The 24290-nt window shown below is 63.3% G+C and carries 21 protein-coding genes; 10 read left to right on the top strand and 11 right to left on the bottom strand.

What is annotated here, in order from left to right:
* Positions 1 to 468: 468 nt before the first annotated feature.
* Positions 469 to 3924: a DNA polymerase III subunit alpha gene (dnaE, locus tag BM045_RS17985; RefSeq protein WP_092185800.1), complete on the bottom strand. Its 3456-nt coding sequence runs from the start codon at positions 3922 to 3924 to the stop codon at positions 469 to 471.
* A 422-nt stretch (positions 3925 to 4346) separates the two neighbouring features.
* Here dnaE and BM045_RS17990 point away from each other — a divergent pair, with 422 nt between their 5' ends.
* Complete coding sequence (locus BM045_RS17990; protein WP_092185802.1) at positions 4347 to 5876, top strand: alkaline phosphatase; 1530 nt, start codon at positions 4347 to 4349, stop codon at positions 5874 to 5876.
* A 122-nt stretch (positions 5877 to 5998) separates the two neighbouring features.
* Positions 5999 to 6229, top strand: coding sequence for a hypothetical protein (locus BM045_RS18780; protein ID WP_139198833.1), 231 nt, complete (start codon positions 5999 to 6001; stop codon positions 6227 to 6229).
* Between the two features lie 94 nt (positions 6230 to 6323).
* Here the strand turns inward: BM045_RS18780 and clpA are convergent, their stop codons facing one another.
* Together clpA and clpS are read right to left on the bottom strand one after the other, a co-directional pair.
* Positions 6324 to 8663 (bottom strand): ATP-dependent Clp protease ATP-binding subunit ClpA, encoded by a 2340-nt coding sequence (clpA, locus tag BM045_RS17995; RefSeq protein WP_092185804.1) that lies wholly within the window; start codon positions 8661 to 8663, stop codon positions 6324 to 6326.
* 9 nt (positions 8664 to 8672) lie between these two features.
* On the bottom strand, positions 8673 to 9089 hold the full coding sequence (gene clpS, locus BM045_RS18000) for an ATP-dependent Clp protease adapter ClpS (protein WP_092185957.1): 417 nt from the start codon (positions 9087 to 9089) through the stop codon (positions 8673 to 8675).
* 388 nt (positions 9090 to 9477) lie between these two features.
* On the opposite strand from clpS, the gene BM045_RS18005 reads away from it, so the two are divergent.
* Complete coding sequence (locus tag BM045_RS18005; protein WP_139198834.1) at positions 9478 to 11025, top strand: serine hydrolase; 1548 nt, start codon at positions 9478 to 9480, stop codon at positions 11023 to 11025.
* Positions 11026 to 11128: 103 nt separating this feature from the next.
* A complete protein-coding gene (locus tag BM045_RS18010) occupies positions 11129 to 11404 on the top strand; it encodes a hypothetical protein (RefSeq protein WP_092185808.1) in 276 nt (91 codons plus the stop codon).
* Here BM045_RS18010 and BM045_RS18015 read toward each other — a convergent pair.
* From BM045_RS18015 to BM045_RS18030, 4 genes are all read right to left on the bottom strand, one after another.
* Positions 11401 to 12279: a division plane positioning ATPase MipZ gene (locus BM045_RS18015; protein WP_092185810.1), complete on the bottom strand. Its 879-nt coding sequence runs from the start codon at positions 12277 to 12279 to the stop codon at positions 11401 to 11403. The two genes, BM045_RS18010 and BM045_RS18015, sit on opposite strands and share 4 nt — an antisense overlap.
* Before the next feature lie 103 nt (positions 12280 to 12382).
* Entirely contained in the window at positions 12383 to 13225 is an 843-nt protein-coding gene (locus tag BM045_RS18020; RefSeq protein ID WP_092185812.1) for a division plane positioning ATPase MipZ, read from the bottom strand.
* Between the two features lie 99 nt (positions 13226 to 13324).
* The gene (locus BM045_RS18025; protein ID WP_092185814.1) at positions 13325 to 14020 is read right to left on the bottom strand and encodes a DnaJ domain-containing protein; all 696 of its coding nucleotides are present in this window, start codon (positions 14018 to 14020) and stop codon (positions 13325 to 13327) included.
* Entirely contained in the window at positions 14017 to 14736 is a 720-nt protein-coding gene (locus tag BM045_RS18030; RefSeq protein WP_092185816.1) for a hypothetical protein, read from the bottom strand. Before BM045_RS18030 ends, BM045_RS18025 begins: the two co-directional genes overlap by 4 nt.
* A 123-nt stretch (positions 14737 to 14859) precedes the next feature.
* Between BM045_RS18030 and BM045_RS18035 the strand changes: the two genes are divergently transcribed.
* On the top strand, positions 14860 to 15639 hold the full coding sequence (locus tag BM045_RS18035; RefSeq protein ID WP_244523061.1) for a L,D-transpeptidase family protein: 780 nt from the start codon (positions 14860 to 14862) through the stop codon (positions 15637 to 15639).
* 1 nt (position 15640) lies between these two features.
* Here the strand turns inward: BM045_RS18035 and BM045_RS18040 are convergent, their stop codons facing one another.
* Complete coding sequence (locus BM045_RS18040; protein WP_244523062.1) at positions 15641 to 16066, bottom strand: DUF1489 family protein; 426 nt, start codon at positions 16064 to 16066, stop codon at positions 15641 to 15643.
* Entirely contained in the window at positions 16063 to 16740 is a 678-nt protein-coding gene (locus BM045_RS18045; protein ID WP_170848584.1) for a glutathione S-transferase family protein, read from the bottom strand. The genes BM045_RS18040 and BM045_RS18045 overlap by 4 nt, the downstream gene beginning before the upstream one ends.
* Positions 16741 to 17193: 453 nt before the next feature.
* Between BM045_RS18045 and BM045_RS18050 the strand changes: the two genes are divergently transcribed.
* The 5 genes from BM045_RS18050 (at position 17194) to BM045_RS18070 (ending at position 22606) form a co-directional block, all read left to right on the top strand.
* Positions 17194 to 18060: a helix-turn-helix domain-containing protein gene (locus BM045_RS18050; protein ID WP_092185820.1), complete on the top strand. Its 867-nt coding sequence runs from the start codon at positions 17194 to 17196 to the stop codon at positions 18058 to 18060.
* Positions 18061 to 18194: 134 nt separating this feature from the next.
* Positions 18195 to 20312, top strand: a complete 2118-nt coding sequence (locus tag BM045_RS18055) for a TonB-dependent siderophore receptor (RefSeq protein ID WP_092185822.1) — start codon at positions 18195 to 18197, stop codon at positions 20310 to 20312.
* A gap of 73 nt (positions 20313 to 20385) precedes the next feature.
* Positions 20386 to 21168: a tonB-system energizer ExbB gene (gene exbB, locus BM045_RS18060; RefSeq protein ID WP_092185824.1), complete on the top strand. Its 783-nt coding sequence runs from the start codon at positions 20386 to 20388 to the stop codon at positions 21166 to 21168.
* Complete coding sequence (exbD, locus tag BM045_RS18065; RefSeq protein WP_092185826.1) at positions 21168 to 21608, top strand: TonB system transport protein ExbD; 441 nt, start codon at positions 21168 to 21170, stop codon at positions 21606 to 21608. The genes exbB and exbD overlap by 1 nt, the downstream gene beginning before the upstream one ends.
* On the top strand, positions 21605 to 22606 hold the full coding sequence (locus BM045_RS18070) for an energy transducer TonB family protein (RefSeq protein WP_092185828.1): 1002 nt from the start codon (positions 21605 to 21607) through the stop codon (positions 22604 to 22606). Before exbD ends, BM045_RS18070 begins: the two co-directional genes overlap by 4 nt.
* Here BM045_RS18070 and BM045_RS18075 read toward each other — a convergent pair.
* A complete protein-coding gene (locus BM045_RS18075; protein ID WP_092185830.1) occupies positions 22603 to 23322 on the bottom strand; it encodes a copper homeostasis protein CutC in 720 nt (239 codons plus the stop codon). The genes BM045_RS18070 and BM045_RS18075 overlap by 4 nt on opposite strands.
* Positions 23313 to 24227: an ROK family protein gene (locus BM045_RS18080; protein ID WP_092185832.1), complete on the bottom strand. Its 915-nt coding sequence runs from the start codon at positions 24225 to 24227 to the stop codon at positions 23313 to 23315. The genes BM045_RS18075 and BM045_RS18080 overlap by 10 nt, the downstream gene beginning before the upstream one ends.
* Between the last annotated feature and the right edge of the window lie 63 nt (positions 24228 to 24290).

Here is a 24290-nt window from a genome sequence, read left to right on the forward strand (position 1 = left end):
ATAACCTCGCATACCGACGGCCCGGGCGTGAACCCACGGCGACTGGCATAGTCCCGTGCCCGGCCCACTCCCGCCACTGTCGCCTGCAGGCCGCCCATGCGGGGTGGATGGCGGCATTATGCGCGCTGGTGGAGGGGCGTGGATAAGGAGGATAGAGCTACGCGCTGAGATTGCCAAATCCTCGATGGTCACCCTCGGGCTTGACCCGAGGGGACTGTACTTCACGATGCTCCCGGCAAGTGTAGAGCCCTCGGGTCAAGCCCGAGGGTGACGGCCGGTGGGTGTGTCCAGCCTCAAGGGCAACCGGTCACGCACCTGTCAGGGAACGCGCCCTGCCCGGCTGCATTGCTCTTACACGGACCCGGGCTAGTTCTTGGGGCCAAGGGGTGAAAGCCCCCGAAGCGAGGGAGGAAGGGCCGAAAAGCTCGCCTCCCCCGCGCTTTATTTGTCCCTGCCCCACATCCAGCTCTAATGGAACCGCACGTCGGTCACCCCGTCCAGCGCTTTGATGCCGCCGGCGACCTCCGCGGTGAGGCGGTAGCTGCCGGGGAGTTCGATTTCATATTCGCGGGCGCCGCCGTCGCGGATGACGACGAAGTTGACACTGCCCTCCCCGCCCCGCTTGAGCTGGGCGGCGATGGAGCCGAGTGCCTTGGCGTCGGCGGCAAAGACGGTGAGACGGCGGTCGATCTTGTCTTCGATGCCATCAAGAGGCTGGGATGACAGCAGGCGCAGGCTGATGCCCTCGGCACGTTCGTCAGCGCCGACCTGCAGGATCACCGACTTGCCAGGCTGCAGCATGGCGCCGAATTCGTTGATCTGCTCCGAAAAGGCGATGACTTCGAAACTGCCGGTCTGATCGGAAAGCGTCAGGATCATCATCGGCGTGCCCTTCTTGGTCCGCCGGTCCTGGCGTCCGCTGATCGTGCCGGCGAGACGCCCTGCTCCGGCTCCATCCTTGACAGCGCGTTCGAAGTCGGCCCAGCGCTGCACGCGGAGCTTTTCGAAGAGGTCGGCATAGGCGTCGAGCGGATGAGCCGAAAGGTGGAAGCCGATGGCCGAGAGTTCGCGGTCGGCGCGCTCGGTGGTGGTCCAGGCGGGCACGCCGGCCGGCAGGCGGAGCGGTTCGGGCTCGCCGGCGTCGAACATGTTCCACTGGCCCTCGTTGCGCTCATGGGTCAGCGACTGGGCCATGCCCATGACGGTTTCGATGGCGGCAAAGGCCACTTCGCGGCGCGGCACGATGGCGTCGAAGGCACCGGCATTGGCGAGGGTTTCGAGCGTCCGCTTGGAGAGAATGCGCGGATCGACGCGGCGGGCAAAGTCGCCCAAGTCCTTGAAGGGGGTATTGCCGCGCGCCTCGACAATATGCTCGGCGACCTGGCGGCCGACGCCCTTGACCGCACAGAGGCCATAGAGAATGCGCTTGTCCTTGACCGAGAAGACCACCTGCGAAGAGTTCACGCAGGGCGGCACCAGTTCGATCTTGTGGCGCTTGGCCTCGCTGCGGAATTCGGCCAGCTTGTCGGTATTGCCCATATCGAGCGTCATCGAGGCGGCGAGGAATTCGTGCGGGTGATGCGCCTTGAGATAGGCGGTCTGGTAGGAGACCAGGGCATAGGTCGCGGCATGGCTCTTGTTGAAGCCGTAGTTGGCGAATTTGGCCAAGAGGTCAAAGATCGTGTCGGCCAGCGACTTCTTGAGCCCGTGCTTGATGGCGCCCTCGCGGAAGCGCTCACGCTGCGCATCCATCTCGGCCTTGATCTTCTTGCCCATGGCGCGGCGCAGCATGTCGGCTTCGCCGAGCGAGTAGCCCGACAGAAGCTGGGCGATCTGCATCACCTGCTCCTGATAGACGATGATGCCATAGGTCTCGTCGAGCACGACCGAAAGGTCGGGATGAGGATATTCCACCTCTTCGCGGCCGTGCTTGCGGTCATTGAACAGGGGGATATTGTCCATCGGACCGGGGCGATAGAGCGCCACGAGCGCGATGATATCCTCGAAGCGGTCGGGCTTCATATCGACCAGGGCGCGGCGCATGCCGGCGCCTTCCACCTGGAAGACGCCAAAGGTGTCGCCCCGGGCGTAGAGGTCATAGGTCGGCTTGTCGTCGATCTCGATGTCCTCGATGCGGAAGCTGCCGCCATCGAGGTTGACCATGTTGACGGCGTACTGGATCGTGGTCAGCGTCTTGAGGCCGAGGAAGTCGAACTTCACGAGGCCCGCCGCCTCGCTCCACTTCATATTATACTGGCAGACCGGCATATCCGAGCGCGGATCGCGATAAAGCGGCGCCAGATCCTGTAGTGGGCGATCGCCAATGATGATGCCAGCGGCGTGGGTCGAGGCGTGGCGGAACAGGCCTTCGAGGTTTTTGGCAATGGCGACGAGGTCACCCACCGTCTCGTCCTCGTCGGCCATGCGCTTGAACTCGGGGATCTCGGCCATGGTGCGCTCGATCGAATAGGGATCGGCAGGATTGGCCGGCACCAGCTTGCAGAGACGATCGACCTGGCCATAGGGCATTTGCAGCACGCGGCCGACGTCGCGCAGCACGGCGCGGGCTTGCAGCGTTCCAAAGGTGATGATCTGGGAGACCTGCTCGGTGCCGTATTTCTTCTGCACATAGCGGATCACCTCTTCGCGGCGGTCCTGGCAGAAATCGATGTCGAAGTCGGGCATGGAAACGCGTTCCGGATTGAGGAAGCGTTCGAACAGGAGATTGTACGCGAGGGGGTCGAGGTCGGTGATGGTGGTGGCAAAGGCCACCAGCGAGCCCGCGCCCGAACCGCGGCCGGGGCCAACCGGAATGCCCTGGGATTTCGACCAGCGGATGAAATCGGCGACGATCAGGAAATAGCCCGGGAATTTCATCGACTGGATGATGTTGAGCTCGAATTCGAGCCGGTCCCAATAAACCTGCTCGGTCTTGCCCGGCGCCGTGCCGACTGTGGCGAGACGTTCGCGCAGACCATCCTCGGCCATCTGTCGCAGCGCCGCGGCTTCGGCGGCGACGGCATCGTCTTCGCTGAGGTCGGGCGCGGCGGCGAATTTGGGCAGGATGGGGCTGCGGGTGCGCGGGCGATAGGAAATGCGCTGGGCGATTTCGACAGTGGAGTCGAGCGCTTCGGGCAGGTCGGAGAAGAGCGCGGCCATTTCGGCGCGGGTCTTGAAATAATACTGGTCGTTGAGCTTGCGGCGCTCGGTCTGGGCCAAAACGGTGCCGCCGGCAATGGCCAGCAGCGCGTCATGCGCCTCGAATTCCTTGACCGACTTGAAGAAGGGCTCGTTGGTGGCGACCAGCGGAATACCCTTGCGATAGGCATAATCGACGAGGCGCGGCTCGACGCTGAGTTCCTGGCTGCGGCCATGGCGCTGCAGCTCAACATAGAAGCGGTCACCGAAGAGATCAGCCAGCCGGTCGAGCCGGCGGATGGCATTGGCATCCTGGCCCTGGGCGAAGGCCATGTCGATGGCGCCTTCGGGGCCGCCGCTGAGGCAGATCAGGCCTTCGAGGCGCTCGCGGCTCAGCCAGTCGAGCTGGGCGCGGGCGGTGCCGCCGTCGCCCTGGATGTAGGATTGGGAAACCAGGCGGGAGAGATTGGCGAATCCCTCCTCGGTCTGGGCGAGCAGGACGACGCTCGACTTGCCGGACCAAGCGACATGGCCGCGTTCGCTGACCCGTTCCTCGGCGGCGGCAAAGTCGATGGCCAGCTCGACACCGGCCAGGGGCTGGATGCCCTTCTTGCTGGCCTTTTCGGAGAATTCCAAAGCGCCGAACAGATTGCCGGTATCGGCAATGCCGAGCGCCGGCTGGTTGTCGGCGGCGGCGAGCTTGAGAATCGTCTCAAGCTGCAGCGCGCCCTCGAGCAGGGAGTAGGCGGAATGGACGTGAAGATGGATAAAGCCGGGACCGTTCATGCGCTTACCTATATCACTGGTGGCGCCGTAACCTGAGGTTGCGCGCGCCGCTATCCACAGGGCAGCGTCACACGAGTCGGGCCAGCACATCCATCCAGGTCAGCGAGCCGATGGTGAAGGCGCCGAGGGTAACGAATGCGGCGAAGTCCTTGATGAAAGTGAGCATCTGCATCTCCCGTGTTGCTATAATGTTCTTATAAGTTCGTCATTTGTTCCCGTCTAGCCAGAAGAGCGGGGATAGCGGGAATTGGACGCGATTGGTTAGCAAAGCGTTAGGAAAGATTGCCGAGGCGTTTAGGATTTGCCGTGCGCCGGCGGCGTCACCGAACTGAAATAAAGCTGCAATCGGTCTGTCATGCGGACTTCCTACGGTGCAGCGCAGCCGCCCTCACGGCCCCGTTACCGACAGACAGGAAGCGCCCATGACCTCTCTCGCCCGTGCCCTTGTGGCTGGCGTGTCCGTGATCGCCCTCACGGCTCCCGCCTTTGCCCAATCGACCCTGCCGCAGGCCAATGACAGCTATTTCCTCGCCGCCCAGGAAGCGCTTGCTGCCAAGGAAGCCATCCAGCCGAATACCGGCAAGGCCAAGAATGTCATCATGTTCATCGTGGATGGCTTCTCCATCCCCACCATTACCGCTGCCCGTATCCACGAAGGCCAGTTGGCCGGCGTCGACGGCGAGAGCCATTCGCTCGCTTTCGAAAAGCTGCTGCCGCATACCGCCCTCGTGAAGACCTACACCCATGACAGCCAGGTCGCCGACTCGGCTCCGACCGCCACCGCCATCACTTCGGGCGTCAAGTCGCTGAACGGCACCATCGGCGTCGACCAGACTGCTGTGCTGGAAGATTGTTCCACTCAGGCCGGCGCCACCACCATGTCGATCTTCGAACAGGCCGAAGAAGCCGGTCTGGCAACGGGCATCATCTCGACCGCCCGCATCACCCATGCGACGCCCGCCGCTGCCTATGCCCATACCGTTGGCCGCGACTGGGAAAATGATGCCGCCCTTCCAGAAGATGCCGTCGGCACCTGCCCCGACATCGCTTCGCAGCTGGTCGACTGGTCCTTCGGTGACGGCTTTGAAGTGGTGTTCGGCGGCGGCCGTTCCAACTTCATGCTCGACAGCCAAAAGGATCCGGAAGACGAGACCAAGTCCGGCGCCCGCAAGACCCGCGACCTGATCGCCGACTGGCAGGCCAAGTATAACGATGGCGAATATGTCTGGAACCAGGAAGGTTTCGACGCCCTGACCGCCGACACCAGCCATGTTCTGGGTCTCTTCAACGGCTCGCACATGCAGTATGAAGCCGACCGCGCCAAGGATGCCGGCGGCGAGCCCTCGATCACCGACATGACCACCAAGGCCATCGAGATCCTCGAAAAGAACGAAACCGGCTATATGCTGATGGTTGAAGGCGGCCGTGTCGATCACGCCCACCACGCCGGCAATGCTGCCCGCGCCCTGACCGACGCCATCGCCGTCTCCGAAGCCGTCCAGGCTGCCTATGACGCCGTGAACCCCGAAGAAACGCTGATCCTGATCACCGCCGATCACAGCCACGTCTTCTCGATCGCCGGCTACCCGACCCGCAACAACCCGATCCTGGGCATTGCCGGTGTTGCCGATGACGGCAAGGCCTACACCACCCTTGGCTACATGAACGGACCGGGCGCTGCTTCCTTCGACCCGGCCAATCCCCCGACCCTGCCGGAAGGTGCCGACGCCGATGCGCCGCTGACCATCCGCGCCGACCTCAAGGACGTCGACACCACCGACATCGACTTCCTGCAGCAGGCGCTGATCCCGATGGGTTCGGAAAGCCATGCCGGCGATGACGTGGCCGTCTTCGCCCAGGGCCCGCAGGCCTATCTGTTCGACGGCGTTGTCGAGCAGAACTACCTCTACCACGTGATGGCCAAGGCTCTCGAGCTCAACGCCGCCAAGTAAGGTCCAGCGATCAAGCGGCCGCCGGCACTCGTGCCGGCGGCCTGCGCTTTTCACGAAGCCGTGAGCGTCATACGCATAGAGCGCTGCGGCGTTATTTTGAGCGGGACGAAAGGATATTGGACATGGATCGACGCCAGTTTCTCGGCGCATTGGCTGCAGCGCCGCTGCTCACCCAGATCACGCCGGCCTTTGCCGATACCCCGTCCTTACGCTTCCGCGACATGTATTCGCGCGGCAAGGATTTGTCAGAAGCCGCCCTCGTTTTGCAGGGCCTGCGTATCGAGCCGGGACGAGTGGCAGAGCCAGCAGCAGAGTGGCGAGGAGTGTGTGGCGGATCATCGAAAGCTCCGTAATGGTGTAACATTACCGGAGTAGCGAAGCTGGATGACATCCGGGTGACGACAAGTGAGCAAACAAAAAGGCCCGGATCGCTCCGGGCCTCTTCACTTAGTTCTTGTCGGCAGTTGCCTTGGGCTTTTTCGGCTTGGGCAGCGCCTTGGGTTTGGCTGGGCGCGGTGGGACCGCAATCAGCTCCAGCTTGGCCTCAGCACCCTCGCCGACCACGGCCACGGTAACCGTGCCGCCATTGACCAGTTCGCCGAACAGCACCTGGTCGGCCAGAGGCTTCTTGATGTGCTCCTGGATGACGCGACCCAAAGGCCGCGCACCCATGCGCTCGTCATAGCCGCGTTCGGCCAGCCAATCGGCGGCTTCCGGCTGCAGCACGATGGTCACGCCACGCTCGGCCAGCTGGCCTTCGAGCTGAAGGACGAACTTTTCGACCACGCGGCGGACGACTTCGCGCGGCAGCGGGGCGAACGAGATGATCGCATCAAGACGGTTGCGGAACTCCGGCGTGAACAGGCGGTTGATCGCCTCTTCGTCATCGCCCTGCTCGCGCTTGCGGCCGAAGCCGATCGGGCTCTTCTGCAGGTCCATGGCGCCAACGTTGGACGTCATGATCAGGATGACATTGCGGAAATCCACCGACTTGCCGTTGTGATCGGTCAGCTTGCCGTGGTCCATCACCTGCAACAGGATGTTGTAGAGATCGGGATGGGCCTTTTCGATTTCGTCGAGCAGCACGACGCAATGTGGATGCTGGTCGACGCCATCGGTGAGCAGACCGCCCTGGTCAAAGCCGACATAGCCCGGAGGGGCGCCGATCAGGCGGGAGACCGTGTGACGCTCCATATACTCGGACATGTCGAAGCGCAGCAGTTCCACCCCGAGCGAGTCAGCGAGCTGCTTGGCGACTTCGGTCTTGCCGACGCCGGTCGGGCCGGTGAAGAGGTAAGAGCCGATCGGCTTTTCCGGTTCGCGCAGGCCGGCACGGGCCAGCTTGATCGCCGAGGACAGGGCTGTGATCGCCACGTCCTGGCCGAAGACCACGGTCTTGAGGCTGGTTTCAAGGCTCGACAGCAGTTCGGCGTCGGACTTGGACACCGATTTTGGCGGGATGCGGGCGATGGTGGCTATGGTCGCCTCGATGTCTTCCACGTCGATGATCGTCTTGCGATCCTCGAGCTTGAGCAGCATCTGGCCGGCGCCGGTCTCGTCGAGCACGTCGATCGCCTTGTCAGGCAGTTTGCGGTCGTTGATGTAACGGGCCGAGAGCTCGACGGCGGCCTTGAGGGCCTCGTCGGTATACTTGATCTTGTGGAACTCTTCGAAATAGGGCCGCAGCCCCTTCACGATCTCGATCGCATCGGGAACGGACGGCTCATTGACGTCAATCTTCTGGAAGCGCCGAACCAGGGCGCGGTCCTTCTCGAAGAACTGGCGGTATTCCTTATAGGTGGTCGAGCCGATGCAGCGTATCGCGCCGGAAGCCAGGGCAGGCTTCAGGAGATTGGATGCGTCGAGCGCACCGCCGGAGGTGGCGCCGGCGCCAATCATGGTGTGGATTTCGTCGATGAACAGCACCGAATTGGGGAGCTTTTCGAGCTCCTTCATCACGGCCTTGAGGCGCTCCTCAAAGTCACCGCGATAGCGCGTGCCAGCCAGCAGCGAACCCATATCGAGCGAATAGATGATCGCTTCCTTGAGCACTTCTGGGACGTCGCCCTCGACGATCTTGCGGGCCAGACCCTCGGCAATGGCGGTCTTGCCGACGCCGGCGTCACCGACATAGATCGGGTTGTTCTTGGACCGGCGGCACAGCACCTGGATGGTGCGGCGCAGCTCGGCGTCGCGGCCGATCAGCGGATCGATCTTGCCGGCCTTAGCCTTGGCATTGAGATCGACGCAGAAATCGGCCAAAGCCGAGCTCTTCTTGGCCTCGGCGCCGCCTTCGGAATTGCCTTCGCCGTCTTCGGCTCCACGCACTTTGCGTTCCTCGCTGGGACCCGACTTGGTAATCCCGTGGCTGATGAAATTGACCGCGTCCAGCCGGCTCATGTCCTGCTGTTCGAGGAAATAGGCGGCATGGCTTTCGCGTTCGGCAAAGATGGCGACGAGCACATTGGCACCCGTAACCTCTTCGCGACCGGATGACTGGACATGGATCACGGCACGCTGGATGACGCGCTGGAAGGCGGCGGTGGGCCGCGCATCCTGACCATTGGCCACGATGAGACTGTCCAGTTCCTCATTGATGAAATCTTCGAGGTCGCTCTTGAGCGCGTCGACATCGACGTCGCAGCCGGTGAGCACGGCGATCGTTTCACGGTCGTCGGTCAGGGCCAGCAGCAGGTGCTCGAGCGTAGCGAACTCATGGTTGCGCTCACGCGCCAGGTTCATCGCCTGATGCAGAGCCTTTTCAAGTCCGCGGGAAAATGAGGGCATATGATGTTCCTATTGCTTTTCCATCACGCATTGCAGCGGATGCTGATTTTTGCGTGCCGTATCCATGACGCGGGTCACCTTGGTTTCGGCGACCTCGTATGGATATACGCCGCACTCACCCACCCCCTTTTGGTGAACGTGCAGCATGATCTGCATGGCCTCTTCACGCGACTTGTTGAAGACGTCCTGCAAGACCAGAACGACGAATTCCATCGGCGTGTAATCGTCGTTGAGTAAGAGCACCCGATAGAGGCTTGGGCGCTTGGTTTTGGGCCGGGTCTTGGTGATGGTCCCGGTCTCGGTGCCGCCCTTGTCGCCCCCACTACCCTTGCCAGGATCATCCTCCTTGGGCCCGGCATGAACGGGCACAGGCACCAGACGCAGAGCGTCCGGGGCCTCATCACGGTTGGCGAGGAGGTCAGGCATGATCATGGAAAGACATCTGCGTAAGGGAAAACGAAGCAGCATGGTGAGGACCATTATGTAGGCAAAAGATGGCCGGTGTTAAGGGGCAAAGCTTCGCGATTTTGTGAAGGTCGATAAACGGCGGCTTTCGGGGATTTTGGCAGCATCCACGCCCTCCCGTGCCGCTCGCTGTCAACGCTTCGTGACCCGCCCGACACATCCCGGACAAATTCGATCGCATTTTACGGAATGGTAACGGCGCTGACGTATTCTCCTGGGAATTAGCAGATCGACGGGCGCGTGGGGCTCCCCGGAAATCTCTCAGTTGTGTTGCGTACGGGCACAGAAGTGCCCGAGTTTAAAGTTGGAGTACCGGGTGGCTTCCCAGGCGAAAACCCCATGGCGCGTTGTGTTTACACGTGCCCTTGCCGCAATCGTCGTCGCCTTGGCGGTGACCGCCCATATGGCGGCTCCGGCTCACGCTATCGAAAACCTGCGCAAATATGCCGGCATCGTGGTCGACGCCAAGTCGGGCCAGGTGCTGTATGAAGAAAATGGCGACAGCAAGCGCTATCCCGCCTCGGTCGCCAAGGTGATGACACTGTATGTCCTGTTCCAGGAACTCAGCGCCGGCAACCTGAAACTCTCCACCAAGATGACGGTTTCCAAGCATGCCGCCGCGGCAGTGCCGACCAAGCTCGGTCTGCGCGCCGGCGCCACCATTACCGTGGAAGACGCCATCAAATCGCTGGTGACGCTGTCGGCCAATGACATGGCCCGCGTCATCGCCGAGCATATTTCCGGCTCGGAAGAAAAATTCGCCGAGCGCATGACCGCGACGGCGCGTGCCATGGGCATGAAGAACACCACCTATCGCAATGCTTCGGGCCTACCCGACGGCGGCCAGACCACCACGGTGCGCGATCAGGCGATCCTGGGCATTGCCATCTACCAGCACTTCCCCAGCTATTACGAATTCTTCCAGACCAAGAGCTTTTCCTACGGCAAGTCGACCTATGGCAACCACAACCGCGTGCTCGGTTACATGGGCGCCGTGGATGGCATCAAGACCGGCTATATCAATGCGGCCGGCTCGAACCTGCTTACCGCCGCCCGCAAGGATGGCCGCCATATCGTCGTCGTGGCCTTCGGCTTCAATTCGGCCGGCGCGCGCGACCAGAAGGTGCGCGAGCTCGTCGCCAACTATCTGCCCAAGGGTCGTAGCGGCTCCTATTTGGCTCAGGTGCCGGTCCCCGGCCGCCAGGGTAGCGGCAATGTGCAGGTTGCCGTGGCGCAGTCGGCCCCGTCCGCTGGTCCAGTCTTCGTGATGCCAATGCCCCTGCCCGGCTTCCGCCTGGCGCAGCTGGTGGCTGCCAATGGCAACCAGCCGGCGCAGCCGATGCCCGCCGTCGTGGTGGCCAGCACGGCGCCGCAGCCGGTGCCGGTTCCAGCCGATCTCAACCAGCAGGCCGCCGTGCAGGCGGCCAATACGCTGGCCGCGCCGTCGCAGGCGCCACAGCCGGCCTATCCGAGCCAGGACATTATCGGTGCCTGGCTGAGCGAAAGCTACAATCTCGGCGCGCCGCCGTCGGCCCTAGGCCAGACCGTGCCATCCGCCCCGCTCGGCTTCGTGCCGCCGTCGGCCAATGTCGGCAGCGAGCAGCCGGTCGACCTGATGACCTCGGGTTCGGTGCAAACGGCCGATGTCGCCGCTGGTGGCTGGGTGGTGCAGATCGGCGCCGGCCCGTCGGAAGATAGTGCCCGGGCCATGCTGTCGGCTGCTGCCGGCAAGGTCGGCAACTTGGGTGACTTCCGCTCCTATGTGGAGCGCTTCGAAAAGAACGGCCAGACCTTCTTCCGCGCCCGCTTCGTCGGCTTCGGCGATCGCGATGACGCTACGGCCATGTGCAACCAGCTCAAGCAGCAGGATCTCAGCTGCCTGGCGATGCAGAGCTAAGCCTGCCGGCTCGCGTATCTGAGCCGTGACGAAAGTACGAGCGACGCGCGTTTTGTGCCGCTCACCCGAACAGCAAATTGGCGCCTGTGTTTGGAGTAGCCCAATGAGCGAACGTACTGCCTTGACAGAGCTGGCCAATTTCGTCGGCCAGTCGAGCCTCCTGTCGGAAGACATGGCGGTTCGCAATCGCGCCCTGCGCGGCATCACCCAGCGCATGCTACCGCGCAAGCGCAGCGTCGGCGAATTGCTGGGCGTGGTGCTGGCGCTATCGTCGCGCACCCGCCGCATGGTGCAGGAGCCGGTGGCCATCGATCTCGACGTGTTTGCCCCCGGTGGCGCCCGCGCCATCAGACTCAGCCTCAAGCGCGGCGCGGACTAAACGTCGGTCTTCATCATGTGAATGAAGGCGGCCTCGTCCGGCTTGGCCGCCGCGGCGATCTCGCTGGTCGGCAGATGAAGCGCCGCCACGAGATTGCGATATTCCTGTCGCGCTGACATATGCGACATGGACGGTACGCCGCCCAAAAGGTCCTGATCCAGCGGATCGAACACCGTCATTCCAGTCGGAAACAGCGAGCGAAAGATCACCCGCTCGGCAATGCCGTCGGCCACCCGGCAGCCCAGCCGCGTTGCCACCCGCTCCAGCATGGCCTGCACCTGCCGCATGTTGCGCGACGACAGCATGGAGATGCGGTTGCGCACCAGCACCCAGTCGATGGTCTTGCCATCGATGCTGAGACGCTCGGAACGGGCTCGCTGCACCAATCTTGAATAGTGGCTCATCTCGCGCGGTTCGCCGGTGACCGGGTCGAACTGGGCGATGACGTTGAGGTCGATCAGGCTGTCATTGACCGGGGTGATCAGCGTATCGGCCAGCGAATGAGCCAGCCGCGTCAGATTGGTGTCGAAGCCGGGCGTGTCGATGACCAGGAAATCCGCATCATGTTCCACCTCGGCCACGGCCTGGCGGAACAGGTCGAACTCCTGCCGGTTGTTTTCCTTGGCCGAGTCGCCGCGCGCCAGGGGCAGATGGAAATGGGTGGCGTGGGGAATCTGGATGCCGTGCTTGCGGGACCAGTCGCGCCGGTTGCGCACATAATGCGTCATGGTCTGCTGGCGGCTGTCGACGTCGAGCGAAGCGACCTTGAAGCCTTCGTAAAGCAGGTAGATGGCCAGATGAAAGGCGGTGGTGGACTTGCCCGACCCGCCTTTTTCGTTACCAACCACAATGACATGAACGCCACGACGCGCCATGATACCCCCGACAACCGACAGGTCCGGAAGTCTCACGCTTGCGGCCCGACTGGCAAGGGCCGTTATGGTGAACTTTCAGTTAACGATTAACGGTGCAGGCTGTTCAAGCCGAAAGGCGGATAGGCTCGACGTGGCGGGGCAGCAGCGGCAGGTTCAGCGAGGCCACGAGGTTGCGGTATTCCTGCCGGGCGCTGACGTGTGAGACCGAGGCGGATTCGACTTCGTCCTCGAGCGGATCAAAGACCGTAGTGCCTGATGGAAACAGCGAACGAAAGATGACGCGCTCGGCAATGCCGTCGGCCAGACGGCAGCCGAAGCGGGTGGCGATGCCATCGAGCGTGCCCTGCACCTGCCGCGCATTGCGTGAGGCCAGCATGGAAATGCGGTTGCGCACCAGCACCCAGTCGATGACCTCGCCGCCGATGGCGAGGCGTTCGGAACGGGCGCGCTGCACGAGGCGGGCATAGTGGCTGGTTTCGATTGGCAGGCCGGTGTCCGGATCGATGCGGGCCAGCACATTGATGTCGATCAGGCTGTCATTGACCGGGGTCACCAGCGTGTCGGCCAGCGAATGGGCGAGACGCGTCAGATTGGTGTCGAAGCCAGGCGTATCGATGATCAGGAAATCGACCTTGTTTTCGACCTCCCCCACCGAGCGGCGGAACATGTCGAATTCGGCCTGTTGGTTTTCCTTGAGCGAGTCGCCCCAGGCCGAAGGCAGGTGGAAATGCAGCGGATTGGGCAGCTTGCGGCCGGTCTCCTGCATATGGGCGCGGCGGTTGCGGACATAATGGGTCAGCGTCTGCTGGCGGCTGTCGACGTCGATGGTGGCGACGCGATGGCCGGCATAGAGCAGGTAGACGGCCAGATGGAAGGCCGTGGTCGACTTGCCCGAGCCGCCCTTTTCATTTCCAACCACAATGACATGCGCACCGTCACGTGCCATCGCCGCCTCCAAATCAGAGCCCTTGCCGTGACTGCTAACAACGGCTTGCGTGGTTAAGGAGCGGTTAACATGAGCAAAGTGTTAATGTACCGGAACGTGTCACCGGTTGAGCAGCAGGTCGCGGGCCTGGTTGATGCGGGCAGCGAGATAGCTGGAGCCGCCGTGGTCGGGATGCACGGCTTTCATCAAATCCCTATGCGCGGCGCGGATTTGCTCCTCGCTGGCACCGGGCTTGAGGCCGAGCACGTCATAGGCTTCCGCCAATGGGTCGGAGGATGTTGATTGCGACGGGCCACCGGCGTCCTGCTCAGCAAAATATTCGCGCCAGCCGCTGCGATTGGCGTCGAGCCAGCTTTCGAGCAGACTCAGGCTGTCAGAATCGGTCGCAACTTCTTCGAGCAGGATTCGGGTTTCCAGCTCGCCGAGGTCCATCAGGTCCATGCCGGCATATTGACCATTGAGCACCCGGCCGGAGACCGTGCCGGTGTCGTGGTCGAGCTCCATGGCGAAGCGGTAGCTTTGCACTTTCGAGATATTGCCGGCGTCCATGGCCGGGCCATCGAAGGAGATCGGGCCGAGCCGGCCGGTGCGCAGGACGGAAAAGGCCGCGGCGCCGGCAAAGAAGGCGAGATCGATGCGCCGGGCAAAGAGCAGGCCAATAGCGATCAGGGCGCCGAATCCGCCGATCAGCCAGCGCAGGCTGCGCATCAGGAAGCGGCGGTCGAGCTTGCGGAGATAGTTATAGCCTGCAAAGCCGGCGAGCAGCAGGAAGCCGCCGAGGAAGAACCAACTCATCGCGGCAACTGCGCCAATAGGGCTTGCGCGTGGCCGCTGGATTGCAGCTTGAGCAGATCCCTGCCCCCAGAAGCATAGGCGGCGACGGCTTTGAGCAAGGCTGCCAGCTCCTGGGGTGCCGAAGCGTCAAAGCGGGCGTAGGCGCCCTTGGTCAGGCGGGCGAAGTCGCGGAAGGCAGCTTCCACCGTGGCGTCGCGGCCCTCCTGGAAAATGAATAGTGGCAGGCCGAGCAGGCCAAGCTGTCCAGCCTTGTCTGCCAGCTCGTCGATATTTTCCTCAATCGCATCGCCGACATAGACCACGGCATTGATGCGCCGCTTGGCATGTTCGGTGCGGGCATGGGCGAAGACCTTGCCGATCTGCGTATGGCCGCCCTGGCAGGCAATGCCGCTCATCAGTTTGGCCAGAGCCTCGCCATCAATGACCCATTTGCTGGCCCGGCATTCGCCGAAACCGCGGAAATAGAGAAGCTGCACTTGCAAGGCGCTGGGCTTGGGGATAGCGCGGAACATTTCGGCCTGCAGCGAACAGGCGAGATCCCAGGTGGGCTGGCGGCTCATGGTGGCGTCGAGGGCAAACAGCAGCCGGCCGTCCTGCGCTGCATTGGGCCGCGCCATGGCGCCGACCTGCTTTACGAAGGCGGAAATATCTCCGCTGACCTTGCCCTGCTGGGGAAGGCCGGAGGTCTTGCGCGCGACGGGGTCTTGTTCTGCCATGATTGCAATATGTGGGGCCGATGGCGGGACGGCAAGGGTCGCGGGGCTTGCGCACAGTTTCGTCAAGTTCACCCTCCGGTAACCGCTTGTGTCCATTTTGGCGAAAACTTTATGGATAGAGCCATGCTGACCAATGCGCTGCGCGCCCTTGCGCTACTGATCGCCGTGACGGTGCTGGCCGGCTGCCAGTTCGTTGGCGACAATCGGGGCAATGTGCCGCTGCCGCAGTCGCTGCTGGAACGCATGGCGGCGATCGGCTCGGCGCCAGGCGAGCCGATGATGATCCGGGTCTATAAGGAAAGCTCGGAACTGGAAGTCTGGAAGCGCACGCGGTCGGGGCAATATGCGCTGCTGAAAACCTATCCGATCTGCAAGTGGTCGGGCACGCTGGGGCCCAAGATCAAGGAAGGCGACTATCAGTCGCCCGAAGGGTTTTATGACGTTACCCCGGCGCTGCTGAACCCGAAATCGTCCTATCACCTGTCGTTCAATGTCGGCTTTCCCAACAAGTTCGACCAGGCGCTGCAGCGCACCGGCTCCTACCTGATGATCCATGGCGATTGCCTGTCGGTCGGCTGCTACGCCATGACCGACGAGGGCATCAAGGAAATCTATGCGCTGGCGCGCGAAGTGTTCAAGGGCGGCAGCCCGGCCTTCCAGCTGCAATTGCTGCCGTTCCGCATGACCGAGGACAATTTCGCCCGCCATGCGTCGAGCCCGCATGTCGCCTTCTGGCGTGACCTCAAGATAGGTGCCGATGCCTTTGACCAGAGCAAGCAGCCACCGGCCTGGGACGTGTGCCAGCAACGCTATGTGTTCAATCTGAACGATCCGCGCATGTCGCCGCTCGATCCGAACGGCGCCTGCCCGGTGGCCTCCTATTCCACCATGGCAGCGCTCTAGCCTAGATCAGGCCGAGCTTGGCCAGGTCGGCGGCAAGAGCCAGCGAGTCGGCATTTTCATTGGCGCCGAGATCGGGCGGGGCATCCTCGGGGCGCAGATAGCGCCAGCCCTGGAAGGGACGTTTCGGATAGGGCACGGTGCGCACCATGTCCGGGGCCATGATGATATCGCAGTAATTGATACCCTCGGCATTGGTGAACTGGGCCAGCCGCAGGATCGGCTGGCGGCAGACCACCTGCCCGGCGATCACCCAATAGATCGAACTTTGGCCTTCCATTTCGGCGCCGCGCTTGGGCATCATGCGGGTTCGATGCACATGCACGTCTTCGCCATAATCGGCGTCCCACCAATGGGCGCGCTCATTGCGATAGCTTTCCAGCTCGGCCAGGCTGGAGACGCCGACGCAGAGCTTGATCATATGGATCATGCCAGCGTCCCCGGCTTGACGCGGCCCTGGATGACGTCGATTTCGTCGTCATCGACGATCCAGGGCTCGTGCAGCGCCTGGGCCAGCCAATCCTGAAAGGCCGGCAGGGCATAGATGGCTTCCACATAGCCTGCTGCCAGGTCCGAGACCGGCAAGGCATAGGTGCGGATGCGGGTGGCTACGGGCGCGAACATGGCGTCGGCGGCGGTGAAGTCGCCAAAGAGGAATGGGCCGCCCGAACGGGTCAGCAGGTCGCCCCAGAGCGTTTCCAGCCGATGCAGGTCTTTGGCCACGGAATCGACGCTGACCTTGCCGGGATGGGAGGCGCGCAGGTTCATCGGGGCGTGGCTGCGCAGGCTGGTGAAGCCGGCATGCATTTCTGCGGCGGCAGCACGAGCCAGAGCGCGCTGGCCGATATCGGTGGGCCAGATGGCTTTGTCGGGAAAGCGATCGGCCAGATATTCAATGATGGCGATGGTTTCGGGCACCACAAGATCGCCGTCGAGCAGCACCGGCACCTTGCCAGTCGGCGAACGCTGCGCCAGCACGTCGCGCCAGCCGTCGCCGGACAGCTGCAGCACTTCATCCTCGAAGGAAATGCCAAAATGCTTGAGCACTAGCCAGGGGCGCAGCGACCAGGTGGAATAATTGCGATTGCCGATCAGCAGCTTCATCAAAGGCTCCCGGGAAAGACGAAGGGCGCCCCAGTGGCCGGGCGCCCTTCTGAATTGCTGAAGTGAATAACCTAGCGCCTAGACGCCAGCAACGACGGAGAAAACCAGTCCCATGGACAACAGGCAAACCAGTGTCCAGCTCGCGGCACGCCACATATTGGCGACGTTCTTCGGTTGACTACGCATGATCGCTCCTTGTCAGCCGTTCACTCCGGGTCATTCGGCGTTGCCCGCCTGCAGCACCCGGTAGCAAATCGTTAACTGCGTCATAAATGCTTTGCAAGCGGCGAAGTTGCCACAGTCCACAGTGACGAATTGGTGACAGTTAAGAGCGTGGCACCCGGTTTGATGGGATTTGATCCAGCTTTGTCTTGCATGTGCATAGCGAGCCATGCGTGACATGGACGCCATTTGCAGATAACTTGAATTTTACGATCAACTTAGAAGCCGCCGATGTTCCACCCCAATATGCAGTCCATTGTCGAAGGGTTTTCCCCCAGCGGCCTGCCCAGCTGGCGCAGCTGGGACGGCATGCTGGCCGACGTCTGGGAGGTGACCGGGGCCTCGGGCGCGCATGGCGAATATGTCTCGCCGCATGCGAGGCTGTTCGTGGTGCTGGACGAGACCATGCCGCAGTCGATCCAGCTGACGCTCGACTCGCAGGACGCTGCGGTGACGACCGGGCGGCTGAGCTATATTCCGCCCGGCGTGCGGACCTGGTCGTCGGTGCACGAGAATGTGCGCATCCGCCATCTCGACCTGCATATCGACCTGCAGCAGTTTTCGACCCGGCTCGGCCTGCCGCTCGACAGCGGCATTCCGGTGACGCCGCGGCTGATGTTCGACAATGATCGGATCCTGGGGCTGGCGCATTTGCTGGCGGGGGAATGCACCGGGCCGGGGCTGCATAATCTTTATGGCGAGAGCCTTGCCACGGCGATATTTGTGGAACTGTTCCAGCTGGCGCGGCCCAAGGGCGATATCCGTGGGCAATTGTCGCCGCGGCGGTTGCGCGTGGTGACGCAATATCTCGACGAGCACTGCCTGACCACGGTGCGGCTGCCCGATCTGGCGGCGCTGGTGGGGCTGTCGCCCTCCTATTTCAATTCGGCCTTCAAGGCCTCCACCGGCGTCACGCCGCATCAGTGGCAGGTGCAAGCACGCGTCGAATGGGTCAAGGCGCGGTTACGCGAGCAGGCCAGCAGCCTCAGCGAGATTGCCAGTGCCGCCGGGTTTGCCGACCAGGCGCATATGACCCGGGTGTTCAAGCAATATGCCGGGCTTACCCCAGCCGCCTGGTTGCGCGGCACGCAGTTGTGAGATCGCCGCAAGAACGTTCAACCGACCGCAAGGACCGACAATCCTTGCCGGTTAACATGAATTAACAGGTCATCTTATTTGGACCACATGCGTGGCAAGACCATGGCCACGCCTCCGCTTAGGAACCGAGATTGATGACGCTATCCCGCGCGCTGATACCGCTGCTTTTATTGACGACCGCCCTCGGCACGCAGGCAATGGCTCAGACCCAGCCGATTGCGCTAGGTGAAATCGTGGTCGAGGCCGATGGCACCGGTTCTGAAGCCGCCACCGTGCGTACCACGGCCGGCTCGAAGCTTGCCGTTGCGGTTACCAAGGTGCCACAGTCGGTGTCTGTGGTCAGCCGCCAGCAGCTCGACCAGTATCCGGGCGCCAAGGCCGATGAAGTGCTGCGCTACACATCCGGCGTGAACCCCTCCACCTACGGCACCGATGCCGATACCGACTGGCTCTATGTGCGTGGCTTCCAGGCCGACCAGACAGGTGTTCTGCTCGACGATCTGCCGCTCTACCAGACCGGCTTCGGCACGTTCCTCGTCGATCCCTTCATGCTCGAGCAGGTTGAAGTGCTCAAGGGGCCGGCGTCGGTGCTTTATGGCGGCGCCAATGTCGGCGGCGTGGTCAATTTCGTCAGCAAGCGTCCGACCGGCGAGCGCCTGCGTTACACCGAAGTGGGCATCAATAATTTCGGCAATGCCTATTTCGGCTTCGATGTCGGTGACGGGCTTGCCGATGGCGCCGCAGCCTACCGCCTGACCGGCAAGATTTCCGGTGGCGGCTACCAGACCACCAATGCCCGCGATCTGCGCGGCGTGGTGCAGGGTAGCGTCAAGCTGTCCCCGACTGCCGACACCGACGTGACGCTTTATGCATCGTATCAGAATATCGATCTGGACCATACCAGCACCGGTTTCCTGCCCTATGTCGGCACCGTGGTCGATGCCCCCGGCGGCGTCCGCATTCCGCGCAATCTGAACTATGGCGACCCCAATGCCGACGTCTACAGCCGTCAGCAGTTCATGATCGGCTATGAGATCGAGCATGACATCAATGACGACTGGTCGGTGCGTCAGAATGCACGCTACGCTGCCGTCGATCTGACCGAAGACTATGTCTACAGCAACGGTTTCTCGAACCTCAATGGCACCCTGCTGTCGCGTGACCGATTTGCGCACCGCACCCAGGCCGGCATCCTGAGCATCGACACCCAGCTCGAAGGCAATGTCGAAACCGGTCCGCTCGAGCACAACCTGCTGTTTGGCGTCGACTACAAGAACTACCGCATCAACCCGAAGACCAACTACGCCTTCGCCGGTGCGACGCCGCTCGACATCTACAACCCGGTCTATGGCCTGGCGTTTCCGACGCTGACTCTGACCGGTACGCCGACCAGCATGAACCAGCTCGGCTTCTATGCGCAGGACCAGATTTCCTTCAACAACTGGATCCTGACCCTTAACGGCCGCTACGACAATGCCAACACGACGGTTGAATCGGCTGTGCCGGTCACGCGCAATGATGGCGTCTTCACCGGCCGCGTTGGCCTAGGCTATGAGTTCGACAATGGCCTCACGCCTTACGCCAGCTATGCGACCTCGTTCACGCCGTCGCTCAATACCGACCTTGCCGGAAACCTGCTCAAGAGCGAGACGGGCGAGCAGTGGGAAGCCGGCGTCAAGTATGAGCCGACCGGCTTTGACGGCCTGATCACCGCCTCCGTGTTCAACATCACGCGCAGCAATGTCGCGGCACCCGATCCGGCAGCTCCCGGCACTTATGTGTTCCTGTCGGCAGGCAAGGTGCAGATGCGCGGCGCTGAACTGGAAGCGGCAGCAAATGTCGGTGACTTCACGCTCAAGGGCGGCCTGACCTATCTCGAAGCCAAGGTTCTCGAAACCGCCGGTTCGCCGTTCGATCCGATCGCCGTCGGCAAGTCGCCGGTGCAGATCCCGACGCTGACCGCATCGCTGGGTGTCGACTACACCATTCCCGGTGGAACGTTCGAAGGCCTGACCATCGGCGGTGGCGTACGCTTCCTCGGCGAATCCTGGGCCGACAATGCCAATACGACCAAGGTTCCGGCGACGACGCTGTTCGACGCCAGCCTGCGCTACGAGCGGGACGACTGGGGCGTTGCCCTCACGGCGTCGAACCTCTTCGACACTTCCTATGTGGCGAGCTGCCAGAACCTGACCTCGTGTGGTTATGGTGCCGGTCGCACGGTAACGCTGAGCGTACACAAGAAGTGGTAATTGCCGCTTCTCGTTGACAACTGTTCTCTCCGGCCGCACGACGCGGCCGGAGATTTTGTTTAAGGCCCTCCTCATGCCCGCTCGTTTCGTCCGCCCGCTGCTTGTCACGCTGATCCTGACCGTCCCGGCCTTCGCGCAGGACGCCCCTGCCGCCCTGCCCGCTGCCCTGCTCCCGCATGACCTGTCACCTTGGGCGATGTTCATGGCGGCAGATTGGGTGGTCAAGGGCGTGATGATCGGGCTGGCGGTGGCGAGCCTCTTCACCTGGTTGATCCTCGTAGCGAAAGTGCTGGAGATCCTGGGCGCCAAGCAGCGCATGCGGCGGACGCTGCGGGCGGTGTCGCAGTCGCGGACGCTGCAGGAGGCGCTGGATGCCACGGCGCAGCAGCGTGGCGCCGGCAGCATCCTGCTCAAGGCGGCCGAAGAAGAGGTGCGCATGTCGTGGACGGCCATTCCGGCGGCCGGTGGCGATGGCCTCAAGGAACGCGTCGCCTCGCGCTTGGCACGATTGCAGGCAGCGGCGAGCCGGCGGTTGTCGCGGGGCACCGGCGTTCTGGCCAGCATCGGTTCGACGGCGCCGTTTGTCGGCCTGTTCGGCACGGTCTGGGGCATCATGAACGCCTTCATCGGCATTTCGCAGGCCCAGACCACCAATCTGGCCGTGGTGGCGCCGGGCATTGCCGAGGCGCTGCTGGCCACGGCCATAGGCCTTGTGGCTGCCATTCCGGCCGTGGTGATCTACAACGTCTTCTCCCGCTCGATCGCCGGCTACCGACAGGTTTTGGGCGATACGGCGGCAGCGATCGAGCGGCTGGTGTCGCGCGATCTCGATTTCAGCCACTCCGAGGCGCAGTAATGGCCGGCGGCATTCGCGAGAGCGGCGACGACGAGCTCGACGAGCAGCATGAAATCAACGTGACGCCGTTCATCGACGTCATGCTGGTGCTGCTGATCATCTTCATGGTTGCGGCACCGCTGGCAACAGTGGATGTCAATGTCGACCTGCCCGGCTCGACCGCAACGCCGCAGCCGCGGCCGGAACAGCCGATCTACGTGACGCTGCGCGATGACCTGAGCATCAATGTGGGCAATGACGTGGTGGCGCCCGAAGCGCTGACGGCAGCGCTGGAGACGGCGACCGATGACGACCGCGAGCAGCGGCTGTTTCTGCGCGCCGACCAGGCGGTGCCCTATGGCGACCTGATGACGCTGCTCAATGATCTGCGCGCCAGCGGCTATCTCAAGATTGCGCTGGTCGGGCTCGAAACCTTGCCGGCGACTGAACCCGCCCCATGAGTGCAGGCGAAGGCTGGGGAAGCGAGCGGTTCGACGGGATCACCTTCGGCGACGGCGCCCGTTGGGGCATTGCGCTGCTGGTGGTGCTGGCGGCTGGCTTTGGCGTGGCCAATACGGTGCGCAGCCTGCCGACGCCGGCCTTGACCGTGGGCGAGCCGGAGCCGGTGATCCTGCTGGATCTGGCGCCCGTGGTGCCGGTGGAACAGGCGACGCCGGAAGTGGCCGAAGTGTTGCCACCCGAGCCCGCCGAGCCGGTGGAAGAATTGCCGCCGGAAACCGCGCAGCCGGTTGAAGAGCTGCCACCGGAGGTGGTTGAACCGGTTGAGACCGTGCAGCCCGAGACCGTGCAGCCGGACGTAGTGAAGCCGGAGTTGCAAACGGCGGAGCTGCCGGAGCAGGTCGAGCCGCTGGCTGAGCAGCCGCCAGAGCCAGTGGAACCGCTCCCGCAGGAGATTGTGGAGCCTGAGCCTGTGGAACAGATGGCCGGGGTCGAGGAAGAGCCCGTGCCGGCGTTACCGCCCGATGAGGTGCTTGCAGCCGAGCCGGATGTCCCCATGCCGGTGGCGATTTCGCCGCGGCTGCAGGCGCAGCGCGAGAACACGGCGGCACTGCCCCCGCCGGTGCGGCGCCAACCGGCGCCACGGGCACCGGCCGCAACGCCGCCGCCCGCTCGGCAGCAAGCCAGTGCTCCGGCTGCGCCCGCAGCCAGCGCGGTATCGCCGCAACAGTGGCAGGCACAGGCGCTGGCGCTGCTCGATCGGCGCAAGGTCTATCCGCAGCAGGCGCAGAATGATGGCATCGAGGGCAGCGTCGATGTGAGCTTTTCGGTCAGCGCCAGCGGACAGCTCGGATCGATCCGGATTTCGCGCTCGTCAGGCTCGGGCGTGCTCGATCAGGCGGCGCTGGATACGGCCCGTCGTGCCTCGCCGCTGCCGCCGCCTCCGGCCGACATTGCCGGGGCGACGCTGACGGCAACCGTGCGGTTTTCGCTTCGCTAGAGCATCGCCGCTTTGAGCGCGGCGACCTTGGCGGCAGAGGTGTTTCTGCGGGCTGCACTCTCGAAGCCCAGACGCGCGGCCGGTGTGCTGGCGGCTGATGCGGGCTCCGAGCAGGAGCCGTGCAGGGCGTCGAGCCTGACTTTCGCCAGCAGTTGGGGCGCGGTGGTGTCATTGACGCCGGCGCCCGCCATGACGGTCAGCCGGCCGGCGGCCACGCTGTTCGCCAAGGCAATGGTATCGGCGCCTTCCAAGGCGTTTAATGCGCCGCCCGACGTGAGGATGGTATCGAAGCCGAGGGCCACGGCCTGTTCCACGGCTTCGGCCATGTCGGGCACTAGGTCGATTGCCCGATGCAGCGTGAGACGGAGGCCTGCAGCGGCGCGGGTCAGTACGCGCAAAGTTTCGATATCGAGCCGGCCGTCCGGCAGGCTGGCGCCCAGCACCACGCCATCGAGACCAGCGGCGCGGATGGCGGCGATGTCGCAGAGCATGGTCTCGATATCGGCGGCGCCGAAGACAAAATCGCCGGGGCGCGGGCGGACCATGGCACGGACTTTTATCGGCGCATGGGCGGCCAAAGCGATCAGGCCCGGCGATGGTGTCAGGCCACCCAGTTCCAGTGCCGAGCAGAGTTCGACCCGATCGGCCCCGCCGACGATGGCCGCAGCGAGACCGGCAGCGTCGTCGACGCAGACTTCGAGCAACATCAGTGCCATCCTTGAGAAAAGCCGAGATTGGCGGCGCCGATCAGGCCGGCATCGGCGGTGAGCTGGGCGGGTACGACCAGCGGGCGATCTGTCTGGCGCAGGATGCGGGACCGCACGGCGCTATCCAGCCGGGCAATCAGCGGCGCGCTATTGCCCAGGCCGCCGCCGACCGGGATGATGTCGGGGCCGACGATATTGGCGACCAGTGCCAGCGGCTGGGCGACGAGCTGAATGTAGAGATCGACGGTTTGTGCAGCTGCGGCGTCGCCGGCTGTCCATTGCTCGATGATGGCCAAGCTGGCGAGCTCAGTGCCGTGCAACAGCTTGTGCAGTTTCTCCACGCCGCGGGCGCCGCCGACGGTGTCGAGGCAGCCTATGCGGCCGCAACCGCACGGGAAATGTGCGATTTTGAACGGCGGCACGCTGACTTCGGTGGCGACAATGGTGCCATGGCCCCATTCGCCGGCCCAACCGCCAGCGCCACGATGCAATTGGCCGTCCACGACCATGCCGCCACCGACGCCGGTGCCCAGAATGGCGCCGAAGACCACCCGATGGCCCCGGCCCGCGCCGGCATGCGCCTCCGCCAGCACGAAGCAATCGGCATCATTGGCCACCAGCACCGGGCGTTGCAGCACAGCGCCGAGATCCTGCGCCAGGGGGCGGCCATCGAGACATGGAATGTTGGCGACCGTAGCGATACCGCTGTCCGGATCGATCACGCCGGTGATGGAAATGGCAATGGGCGATCCGGCGGTGGCGCCGCCGGTCTCGACCAGTTGGGCGATGGCCGCGGTAAAAGCGGCAAAATCCTGTAGGGGCGTTGGGACGCGACCGAGTGGCGTGAGGCTTTCAGAGCCGCTGGCGGTAGCGGCTTTGATGGCGGAGCCGCCGATATCGAAACAGGTGATCATGCCCGGCCTTCTGGGGTGACGCGTTATGGGAGCATGACCGCACGCCCCGCCCCTTGCCCATAG

This window comes from Devosia sp. YR412 (assembly GCF_900110945.1).
Lineage (GTDB): Bacteria > Pseudomonadota > Alphaproteobacteria > Rhizobiales > Devosiaceae > Devosia.

Excerpts from the sequence above, each read along its gene's own strand:
- clpA (WP_092185804.1), bottom strand. The coding sequence starts at position 8,663 with ATGCCCTCATTTTCCCGCGGACTTGAAAAGGCTCTGCATCAGGCGATG.
- BM045_RS18030 (WP_092185816.1), bottom strand. The coding sequence starts at position 14,736 with ATGGCAGAACAAGACCCCGTCGCGCGCAAGACCTCCGGCCTTCCCCAG.
- BM045_RS18050 (WP_092185820.1), top strand. The coding sequence starts at position 17,194 with ATGTTCCACCCCAATATGCAGTCCATTGTCGAAGGGTTTTCCCCCAGC.
- BM045_RS18070 (WP_092185828.1), top strand. The coding sequence starts at position 21,605 with ATGAGTGCAGGCGAAGGCTGGGGAAGCGAGCGGTTCGACGGGATCACC.
- exbD (WP_092185826.1), top strand. The coding sequence starts at position 21,168 with ATGGCCGGCGGCATTCGCGAGAGCGGCGACGACGAGCTCGACGAGCAG.
- BM045_RS18045 (WP_170848584.1), bottom strand. The coding sequence starts at position 16,740 with ATGAAGCTGCTGATCGGCAATCGCAATTATTCCACCTGGTCGCTGCGC.
- BM045_RS18780 (WP_139198833.1), top strand. The coding sequence starts at position 5,999 with ATGGATCGACGCCAGTTTCTCGGCGCATTGGCTGCAGCGCCGCTGCTC.
- BM045_RS18025 (WP_092185814.1), bottom strand. The coding sequence starts at position 14,020 with ATGAGTTGGTTCTTCCTCGGCGGCTTCCTGCTGCTCGCCGGCTTTGCA.
- BM045_RS18010 (WP_092185808.1), top strand. The coding sequence starts at position 11,129 with ATGAGCGAACGTACTGCCTTGACAGAGCTGGCCAATTTCGTCGGCCAG.
- BM045_RS18020 (WP_092185812.1), bottom strand. The coding sequence starts at position 13,225 with ATGGCACGTGACGGTGCGCATGTCATTGTGGTTGGAAATGAAAAGGGC.
- exbB (WP_092185824.1), top strand. The coding sequence starts at position 20,386 with ATGCCCGCTCGTTTCGTCCGCCCGCTGCTTGTCACGCTGATCCTGACC.
- BM045_RS18080 (WP_092185832.1), bottom strand. The coding sequence starts at position 24,227 with ATGATCACCTGTTTCGATATCGGCGGCTCCGCCATCAAAGCCGCTACC.
- BM045_RS18055 (WP_092185822.1), top strand. The coding sequence starts at position 18,195 with ATGACGCTATCCCGCGCGCTGATACCGCTGCTTTTATTGACGACCGCC.
- BM045_RS18015 (WP_092185810.1), bottom strand. The coding sequence starts at position 12,279 with ATGGCGCGTCGTGGCGTTCATGTCATTGTGGTTGGTAACGAAAAAGGC.
- BM045_RS18075 (WP_092185830.1), bottom strand. The coding sequence starts at position 23,322 with ATGGCACTGATGTTGCTCGAAGTCTGCGTCGACGACGCTGCCGGTCTC.
- dnaE (WP_092185800.1), bottom strand. The coding sequence starts at position 3,924 with ATGAACGGTCCCGGCTTTATCCATCTTCACGTCCATTCCGCCTACTCC.
- BM045_RS18035 (WP_244523061.1), top strand. The coding sequence starts at position 14,860 with ATGCTGACCAATGCGCTGCGCGCCCTTGCGCTACTGATCGCCGTGACG.
- BM045_RS18040 (WP_244523062.1), bottom strand. The coding sequence starts at position 16,066 with ATGATCCATATGATCAAGCTCTGCGTCGGCGTCTCCAGCCTGGCCGAG.
- clpS (WP_092185957.1), bottom strand. The coding sequence starts at position 9,089 with ATGCCTGACCTCCTCGCCAACCGTGATGAGGCCCCGGACGCTCTGCGT.
- BM045_RS17990 (WP_092185802.1), top strand. The coding sequence starts at position 4,347 with ATGACCTCTCTCGCCCGTGCCCTTGTGGCTGGCGTGTCCGTGATCGCC.